This window comes from Yersinia sp. 1252 StPb PI (genome assembly GCF_048593885.1).
Lineage (GTDB): Bacteria > Pseudomonadota > Gammaproteobacteria > Enterobacterales > Enterobacteriaceae > Yersinia > Yersinia enterocolitica_E.
In genome coordinates, this window is record NZ_JAZGQE010000186.1 from 1 (window position 1) to 8,382 (window position 8,382).

The window sequence follows — 8,382 nt, forward strand, 5'->3', positions numbered from 1 at the left end:
TCATTTTTGCATTTCTAGATGTGCCAACAATACCCGTAAGGTGCGGATGATGTGCGACGTCGCCCAAACCAAGGTTTAAGAGACTTGGATATTTACCAACTCATTTTTCCTATAGCTTATTTGTGACAAACTCCACTTATTTTATGAGGGAAATAAGGTGCTTATAGGCTATATCAGGGTGTCAACAAGTGACCAAAATACAGAGTTACAACGCAATGCATTAATTAGTGCAAATTGCGTACAGATTTTTGAGGATAAAATAAGCGGGAAATCGTCAGACCGACCGGGTTTAAAACGCGCAATGCGTGCAATGTCCGAGGGAGATACATTGGTTGTGTGGAAACTCGATCGATTAGGGCGCAGTGTTCGCCACCTAATTGCACTGATAGAAGAGTTAAAAAACCGTGGTGTGCATTTTCGTAGTTTGACCGATAGCATTGATACCAGCACCGCGATGGGCCGTTTTTTCTTTCATGTCATGTCAGCGCTAGCTGAAATGGAACGTGAATTGATAGTCGAGCGCACTCTCGCGGGATTGGCTGCGGCTAGGGCTGAGGGGCGGATAGGCGGGCGGCGGCGCATCATGACAGATGAAGTAATTGAACAGGTTAAGCGCATGTTCGCACAGGGTGCAACACTGCGCCAGGTAGCGCTGATAACAGATGTATCACCGAAAACCATATACAAATATATTCCCGCACAAGAACGTCGAGCCATCGCGCTAAAATGACAAACAAAAAGCCCGCATAAGTTGCGGGCTTAACGTTGCTGCAGCACAGACAAAACTGACTGTGTTCCCAGGGTATTACAAGAAACCCAATCCCAGATCTACATCCGCCAACATTTCGCGTAAATCCTCACTGACCTTTTCCAGACTGAGCGAGAACTCTATTTTTCTCGCCTTGCCATCCTTAAAAAATTCAGTGCGGGTTTCGCTGATGCCAGTAATCACAAACATGCCATAGATCCCGCCGGTACCTTCTATCAGCGGGTAGGCTTTGCCGGTGTAAGCCATGATGCGCAGTGCCGCCAGCGACACATCACCGCCGGTTACTTCCGGGTACAGCGTCCCGCCCAGCGTGATTTTATCTTCACCGGGACCAATGTATTGATAGCGTGGCGACTTCCCTACCCGACTGTTATTCACGTGTCTGAAGGTACTTTCCTGCCCCAGATTCTGATAAGGCGCGGTGCGCAGTTCAAATACAAACAATCCAAAAACCATCATCATAATTATTGCTCCCTGTCGGTAAACGTGGAACGGCGGCGGGATTCTTTCTGACGCTGTAGCGTGGCGATTTTGTCATACAGCAAATTAACCAGTTTATTCTCGTCTATGTTGGCCGCTTGCTGGCCTTCAAATTTGATTGTTATGTCGAAACGGTCACCCTCATGGGTTATCGGGCTGCTATTTCGCTGCGCACTGAGCGGTTTTCTCGCCAGTTGTGGAATCTCACCGGCCAGTGATAACGAGTCAAAATCATTACCCGGCGCGATCATATCCCGCGTGCGGGCCAGCATATCGCTGGCGCTCTGCTGCATTCTTGCCAACAGGCCAGGCTGTGCTGCCGTTTTTGCAGGGGCGGATAAATACGGCGAGGCTAACGGCAGATAATCCGGCACGTTTTTAAACACAATATCGCCCAGCTTATTCGGATCAGTAGCAGTAGCAGCGGCCGTAGTTGCAGTGGCTGCACTCTCTTTTGTGCGGTCAACCTTGCCGTAAATTGACGGGGCAGCCTGTGGCGCGGTAGCAATCGCTGACGTTGTCGCGTTTGCCATAGCGCTACTGTTACCAGCAACGGGTTTATCAGGGCTCCACGACCAGGCGGATTTTGCTTCCACCATTTTTTTTAGGACCGGATCCCATTCATACATCACCGGCGCTTTCGGCCCATTCATTGCCGCTACCGCACCACTGGCCGCATCTGCCGCTTTCGGGATTGCCCCCAGTTTTTCCAGTAACCAGCCTAACCCCTTCGCCAGTTGTTCCACCGGCCAGAATAGACCACTAATGACCGCACCAACCACCTCACCAAAGGTTTTACCGGCATTAGTCGCCGCCTCCAGCGAGGCTTTCGACGATTCGACCGGCGAAAGCAACTGAGTGAACCAGTTCCACACCCGACCAATCGCGCTGCCGATGGCGTCAAATATGGGAGACAGTGGCGCAAAGGCCGCTTTCACCGGCTGCAATCCCTCCACCAATCCGGTAAAGAACCCACTGAAAAATGCCTGTATCGGTTGCCAATATTTATAAATCAGCACGCCCGCGCCAATAACGGCCGCCACCAATAGCCCGACCGGACTTAATACCAACCCCACAGCCGACCCCAGCGCACCAAATACCGTGCCGCCAATACTGCCCAGCAGACGCAACGGCGAAGTTGCGATCCACTTCAGCATATTACCAAGCCGCCCCAGCGCCGCCCCCGGCTGACTAAACGCAGCGGACATAGCAGCACCAGCGCGCCCAGACGCGCCAGACAGTGCCATTTGCGCATTAGATCCGAGCAGCGCCATTTTCGACTGCAACCCACCCAACGCGGAACCGGCCACACTGGCACTGGTTCGCCATGACAATAACGCCGGAGACACGCGCAGTATGTTAGGGACCAGCCGACTGATCCCACCCGTTAGCCAGGTGAATTTTGGCAGCAACGCACCCAATCCCCCGTTACCGGCCAGTAACGAGAACCCCAAGCGCAGGGCCAGCATCGGCCCCAATAATGCCGCCGCAGCCAGCGCCAGCCCACCCAGCGTAATAGTGGCAATCGACAGTGTCGCCACCACTTTCATGATGGTGCCTGCCAGTTTGGGGTTGGCTTCCACCCAGCGACGCACACCGCCAATCATGTTTTTCAGCGTATCGACCACGTCAAGCATGGGCGCGCGCAGAGTTTCACCCATCGAACTAAGGGCGTTACCGCCGCCAGTTTTTAACAACTGCAATTGCGCCGATATAGAGTCCTTATCAATATCAGACTCTTTTTGCATGGAGCCTTTGGAGCCTGCCGAACTGGTCAGTGCAAGCTGTCTATCCAGCTCATCAATGTTATTCACCAGTTTGGCGGCATCTTTACCGAAGTCTTTACCAAACAGTTGCGTAAGCACCCTCAATCGGTCAACGTCAGGCAGTTTTTTAACTGCGCCTAGCACTTCGCGAATAGTGCCCATCGCATCGACCGACATTGCTTTTTCAATCTTTTTTTCGTCCATGCCGAGCGCGTCTAAGCCAGCAAAAAACTTGTCGCTTTGCATGGTGGCAATCGACAGTTCGCGCACCATGGCATTAGATGCACTGGCGGCAATTTCGGCTTGTGCCCCCAGAGACAGGAATGTCGATCCCAGCGCTGCCGCCTGTTTGTAATTCAGTCGGTCAGCCACACCGCCCATGCGTTGCAGTACATCAATGATATCCGCCCCTTTCGACTGGGCGTTATCATCAAGATAGTTCAGGGCGTCGCCCAGTTGTTCAATATCTTTGGTCGGGATCTTATACAGCCCAGAGATTTTACCGAGGCTTTCCGCCAGTTCACCGGCGGGCAGTTCAAAGGCTTTGGACGCCTTGGCGGAGACATTGGCAAAATCCAACAGTTCTTTTTTCTGTTGTGCAAAGCTGGCACCTTGCGTTGCCACCCCCATGCGTGCGCCACCTTCAACCAGAGCAGCAAAGTCTGATGCGCCACCCGGTAAAGGGGCGTCCTCAGCCGCATCTTTAATCGCGTTTTGCATTTCATAGAATTGTGCCGTGCGCTGGCCGTTATCATCACGCAGGCCATCAACCTGTTTTGCTACACCCTTCATGGCATCTTCCATGCCGGTGTAACTTCTCAGTGCCAGCGCCACCGGAGCCGCCATCACCGCGCCGGTGGCGAGTGCGGTCATGCCGCCGGATTGCAACTTGCCGCGCAGCTCTTGCCCACGATCGTAACTGCCGCGCGCCGCCGCCACGCGTTTTAACCGCTGCTCTTGCAGTTGCAACTGGCGGTTATATTGGGCGGTGCGGTTAGTGATTTGCTCCGTGGCGGTGCTGTTACTGGCAACCGAAACACCGTGCTGGTAAAGACTGGCGCGCAGTTCAGCCAGTCGCCGCACTTCAACGGTCTGTTTTTCCTGTAACTTACCCAGGCGGCTATCCCACTTTTGCACAGCGGCGATCTGCTTCTGTGTAGGGTTATCGAGGGATTTGACCGCGTCGGAGGCCCGGCGCAATTTCTCTATACGGGCGGCGGCTTTATTGCTGGATTCGGCCAGCTTGTCGAAACTGGCGGCCTGTTTGGGTAAGTCACGCAGGTTATCGCGTGTGGCTTTGATTTGCCGCCCTAGCGCGGCGGTACTTTTCTGGGCGGCATTAAAGGGTTGAGTCAGGTTATTGACCGCCCCTAAAGCCACTTTTATCGATAGGTTGCGGTCAGTCATGGATTATTCTTCCGTGGTTCCCCAGCGTACCGCAGCACGCTCACGCCAGGCTAAAAGGTCGGGCACGGTCATTGCCCAGAGATCAGGCAATGACCAGTGAAAAACAAAAGCGACATCAGCGATCACATCTTCTATTTGGCTAAATCCAAACTCATAGCTGATGTTTCCGCTGTCGTCTTGCTCCCCTCTAATTCCGAGTTGGGTTGCAAAAAATCGACAACTTCCGCCGCAAGTTGGGAAAAGTCCCATATATCCATTGTGACTAGCTCAATTTCGGTCAGCGCCGGAGAAGTCACACGCGGCAACAGCTTAATTAGAGAATTAACATCTGAGGTGACGACATCGTACAACTTCAGGCCGCGCAGGGAACCGGCTTGTTTCAGTGCGCCAGTGAGAGAAACCTCTTTGATGACTGACTTGCCACGCTTGATAGGTGTTTGTAAAACGACAGTATTCGACATAAATAAATTCCCAGATTAAAGGCCAATGTTAGCGCGGTGTTTTTCCAGCATATCCACACCGTTCACCCGGTAGATCATGTTCAGGACATCCAACTCTAAAAGTTCCTCGTTGTTTGCCGTGATCTTGCAGTAGGTGTTTTTCAGCGTGTATTTATGGCTGGTATCATCACCCTGTTTCGCGCTGCCGGGATCGTGCTCGGTGTAACGGCCGCGCGTCTGAATTTCCAGCGGGATAGCCTCGCCGGTATCTTCTGCCTGATAGGAGCCAGCAAAACGGAACTGCACCCCGTCAGCGGTAGGCGTGCCCCACAGTTTCAGTAATTCAGGGGCCAACCCGCCAAGGGTTAACTCCATATCCAGCGCCCCCGCCTCAAAGCCGAGATCCACCGCGACCGAGCCGGGCATACCTGCACCCTGATAATCTTCCGTCTTGATAGTCAACTTCGGCGGCGTCAGCTCCGAGGCTTGCCCCAGATAGCTATCGCCATTGACATAGACGTTGAAATACTTAAGTTTTCTTGGCAATGCCATAGTAATAACCCTTAGCTATTGACGGCATTCGCAAAACTCGCGAAATATTCGTCGGTGAATTCCTGAATTAACCCCAGATTTTCCAGCGGCGGCACCGGGGTGTAGTTATACCGAATGGTCAACTTGCCCAGCTTCAGCGTGTCGGTGGTGTTGGCGTCGGTGTCATACCAGCAACGGGCACCCAACAAGCGACCGGCAGTTACGTAGGCCGACAATTTGCGGTTGATACCGTCGATAACATCTTTCGCCAGCGACGGCGTTAGCGGCTTGTCGATGTAGTAAAAATGGGCCTCCGCAACGGTATCCAGCAGGATCTGCGCGGTACGGGTATAGCTTTCGAAAATAAAGACCTCTTCCTCGCAGGTGCGGGAACCCCAGAAACGGAAACCTTTTTGCTTGATCAGCGTGGTGATGTGGTTACTGTTCAACTCGTCGGCGTCGGTATCTTTGCCTTGCAGGGAGAAATAGATATCAACCGAGGTGCCCAGCACGCCATCGACCGGCACGTTGGACAGGGTTTTATGCCAGCCGATATCCGCGTCAATCTTGGCGCGCAACCCCAGCGCATAAGCCGGTGCCGGTACCACAACGTTGCTTTCGGCTTCGCTGTCATACGCCAGCCAGTCGGGATAAATCACCATCACTTCCCGCTGAATGAAGTTCTTGCGGTAAAGTTTGGCCTCGGCAATAGTTTTGCAGCCGTTAGCACTGATATAAGCAAATGCCTTCAGTTCGCGGGCAAAAATGGCAATTTGGTTTGCCACTGGCAGCGTATCCAACCCCGGCGCGCCGATAATGCGCGGCTTTACACCGACCCGCATTTCAGCAACCAGCAAGGCATAAAGACCGGTATAAAGCCCGTTTTCATCCACACCGCCAATCACATTGGCTTCGGTGCTTTTTTCGCCCTCTTCCGTACCACCTTCAGCCACGCGGATAACCACGGTTTGCGGGCTGGCCTGGTCAGAAATGGCTTTCAGGGTTTGGCGTAATGTGCCGGTTTTCCCTGCTTTGCCGAGCACGTTTTTAACGCGCGTCAGTAATACCGGCGTATTCAGCGGAAAGGTGACGGCGTCGGCATCGTCCGCCGTACAGACCACGCCAATCACGGCGGAGTCGATATCGTTAATGATGGTCGATGTGTCAGTGGTTTCCTCACCGCTCACACCGTGGTGATAATTTGTTGCCATTGGGGTACGCTCCGAAAAGGATTAATCCTTGCCGAAATCATCAACCAACCTCGCGCGTAAATCACCGCCTGCCTGTTGTATCAGGCATGACACAATAAACAGCGGTATGTCCGAGCGGACTTTCCCCGCAAAATCAAACCATGCAACTGTTACCGGACGACCTCACCCCGCGCCCCGCCTTTGATATCAAAATAGGCGGCAAAACACAGACCACGGTTAACGACCGGTTGATCAGTTTAACGCTGACTGATAACCGTGGTTTTGAAGCCGATATGCTGGAACTGGTCATTGACGACGCAGACCAGAAAGTTGCCCTGCCCGCGCGCGGCGCACTGATTGATATTGCACTGGGCTGGAAAGATGAACCGCTAATCAATAAAGGCCGCTTTACCGTGGATGAAATCAGCCACATCGGCCCGCCGGATCAGCTGATTGTCACGGCCCGCAGTGCTGATTTTCGCGACACCTTCAATGTGAAGCGGGAATATAGCTGGCACGATATTACCGTCGGTAAACTGGTTGCCAGCATTGCTTCGCGCTATGACCTGAAAGCCGGAGTCAGTGAGGACTTGGGCAAGATAGAGATTGATCACGCCGACCAGACCAGCGAATCAGATATTAGCTTTTTAACCCGCATGGCGGAAAAGCTGGGCGCAATTACCACCATCAAGAACGGCATGTTGCTATTCATGCACCCAGGGCGTGCAGTATCGCAAAGCGGCAAGCTGTTACCGGCCATCACTATTACGCGCGCCAGTGGTGACAAGCACAGCTTCCGGGTGGCTGACCGTGACGCCTATACCGGCGTAACCGCCTACTGGCTGGATCTGAATTTTGGCAAACCCAAAAAAGCCACAGTCAAACGCCGCCGCCGCAGGAAAGCCGCAACACCCGCGCCCGCCAAGAAAGCGAAAGAACCGGCATCAACCAGTAAAGAGGGTGGATATCTGGAAGGCGTGGAGGGGAATGTTTTTGTGATGCGTGAAACATTCAAGACAGAACGGGCCGCCCGTCGTGCCGCTGCTGCGAGGTGGTCCAAACTGCAACGGGGTGCCGCTGAATTTACGATGACACTGGCGCGTGGTCGCGCTGACTTATTTCCAGAACTGCCTGCTGTCATGCAAGGATTTAAACCAGAGATTGATCAGGCGGCGTGGATAATTACCCAGGTCACGCACACCATCGGGGATAATGGATTTACTACCGCGCTAAATTTTGAAGTGAAAATATCCAGTTGGGACATGGCCGGAGAAGAAACAGAGTAAAAGAATTCAGGGAATGAATAGGTTATACTTTAGCCAAGCAAGAAAAGGTTGGAGTTATTATCATGATGTCATGCCCACAATGTGGTGCTGTTAGTCGCACCCGCACAAGCAGAATGATAACCGGCAATACCAAAGAGAATTATCACCAGTGCCAGAACCTGCTTTGCAGTTGTACGTTCACCACACTGCAATCAGTCGATAAAATCCTGTCCCGCCCCAGCCGTAATAACACTGCAACCCTACCCCGCGATCTGTTTCTGCCGGGCCACTTGGGTGACGACCAATTTGATTTGGGCTTTTGATACTCCCCCGCTTTTAATCAGCCTGCCGCGTGCGGGCTTTTTTGTCGGCTCGCTCTTTTGCTACTCGCTCAAATTCATCTACTGTAAAGTTTGAAAAATAGGCTAGCCATGTGTATAGGCAAAAAGCAACGATAGAGAGTACTGCCCATAAAAATGGATAATGGTCATTCATCACTATAGCCGAGAAAAGAAGAAACCCACTAATTATCAA

Annotated in this window: 10 protein-coding genes; 3 read left to right on the forward strand and 7 right to left on the reverse strand. The window is 52.7% G+C overall.

Annotated elements, in window-relative coordinates:
- Positions 1 to 157: 157 nt before the first annotated feature.
- Entirely contained in the window at positions 158 to 730 is a 573-nt protein-coding gene (locus tag V2A85_RS19725) for a recombinase family protein (RefSeq protein WP_420072154.1), read from the forward strand.
- A 75-nt stretch (positions 731 to 805) separates the two neighbouring features.
- On the opposite strand, the gene V2A85_RS19730 is transcribed toward V2A85_RS19725, so the two are convergent.
- Genes V2A85_RS19730 through V2A85_RS19755 form a run of 6 tightly spaced genes read right to left on the reverse strand, consistent with a single transcriptional unit; the run spans position 806 to position 6,604 of the window.
- Entirely contained in the window at positions 806 to 1,231 is a 426-nt protein-coding gene (locus V2A85_RS19730; protein WP_420072155.1) for a phage tail protein, read from the reverse strand.
- Positions 1,232 to 1,233: 2 nt separating this feature from the next.
- Complete coding sequence (locus V2A85_RS19735) at positions 1,234 to 4,422, reverse strand: phage tail tape measure protein (RefSeq protein ID WP_420072156.1); 3,189 nt, start codon at positions 4,420 to 4,422, stop codon at positions 1,234 to 1,236.
- Between the two features lie 3 nt (positions 4,423 to 4,425).
- Positions 4,426 to 4,671, reverse strand: coding sequence for a GpE family phage tail protein (locus tag V2A85_RS19740; protein WP_420072157.1), 246 nt, complete (start codon positions 4,669 to 4,671; stop codon positions 4,426 to 4,428).
- A complete protein-coding gene (locus V2A85_RS19745; RefSeq protein WP_186379138.1) occupies positions 4,554 to 4,883 on the reverse strand; it encodes a phage tail assembly protein in 330 nt (109 codons plus the stop codon). The genes V2A85_RS19740 and V2A85_RS19745 overlap by 118 nt, the downstream gene beginning before the upstream one ends.
- Positions 4,884 to 4,898: 15 nt before the next feature.
- Positions 4,899 to 5,414, reverse strand: coding sequence for a phage major tail tube protein (locus V2A85_RS19750; protein ID WP_048619989.1), 516 nt, complete (start codon positions 5,412 to 5,414; stop codon positions 4,899 to 4,901).
- Between the two features lie 11 nt (positions 5,415 to 5,425).
- Complete coding sequence (locus V2A85_RS19755; protein WP_418395566.1) at positions 5,426 to 6,604, reverse strand: phage tail sheath protein; 1,179 nt, start codon at positions 6,602 to 6,604, stop codon at positions 5,426 to 5,428.
- Positions 6,605 to 6,744: 140 nt separating this feature from the next.
- Here V2A85_RS19755 and V2A85_RS19760 point away from each other — a divergent pair, with 140 nt between their 5' ends.
- Both V2A85_RS19760 and V2A85_RS19765 read left to right on the forward strand, forming a co-directional pair.
- Positions 6,745 to 7,869, forward strand: coding sequence for a phage late control D family protein (locus V2A85_RS19760; protein ID WP_418395565.1), 1,125 nt, complete (start codon positions 6,745 to 6,747; stop codon positions 7,867 to 7,869).
- A 62-nt stretch (positions 7,870 to 7,931) separates the two neighbouring features.
- Positions 7,932 to 8,171: an ogr/Delta-like zinc finger family protein gene (locus V2A85_RS19765; protein ID WP_420072158.1), complete on the forward strand. Its 240-nt coding sequence runs from the start codon at positions 7,932 to 7,934 to the stop codon at positions 8,169 to 8,171.
- A 13-nt stretch (positions 8,172 to 8,184) separates the two neighbouring features.
- Here V2A85_RS19765 and V2A85_RS19770 read toward each other — a convergent pair.
- The coding region (locus V2A85_RS19770; protein WP_420072159.1) for a hypothetical protein at positions 8,185 to 8,382 on the reverse strand (198 nt) is incomplete at its 5' end.

Bases quoted from the DNA above. Each gene is read 5' to 3' on its own strand.
- V2A85_RS19765 (WP_420072158.1), top strand. From the start codon at position 7,932: ATGATGTCATGCCCACAATGTGGTGCTGTTAGTCGCACCCGCACAAGC.
- V2A85_RS19750 (WP_048619989.1), bottom strand. From the start codon at position 5,414: ATGGCATTGCCAAGAAAACTTAAGTATTTCAACGTCTATGTCAATGGC.
- V2A85_RS19740 (WP_420072157.1), bottom strand. From the start codon at position 4,671: ATGGGACTTTTCCCAACTTGCGGCGGAAGTTGTCGATTTTTTGCAACC.
- V2A85_RS19755 (WP_418395566.1), bottom strand. From the start codon at position 6,604: ATGGCAACAAATTATCACCACGGTGTGAGCGGTGAGGAAACCACTGAC.
- V2A85_RS19760 (WP_418395565.1), top strand. From the start codon at position 6,745: ATGCAACTGTTACCGGACGACCTCACCCCGCGCCCCGCCTTTGATATC.
- V2A85_RS19735 (WP_420072156.1), bottom strand. From the start codon at position 4,422: ATGACTGACCGCAACCTATCGATAAAAGTGGCTTTAGGGGCGGTCAAT.
- V2A85_RS19730 (WP_420072155.1), bottom strand. From the start codon at position 1,231: ATGATGATGGTTTTTGGATTGTTTGTATTTGAACTGCGCACCGCGCCT.
- V2A85_RS19745 (WP_186379138.1), bottom strand. From the start codon at position 4,883: ATGTCGAATACTGTCGTTTTACAAACACCTATCAAGCGTGGCAAGTCA.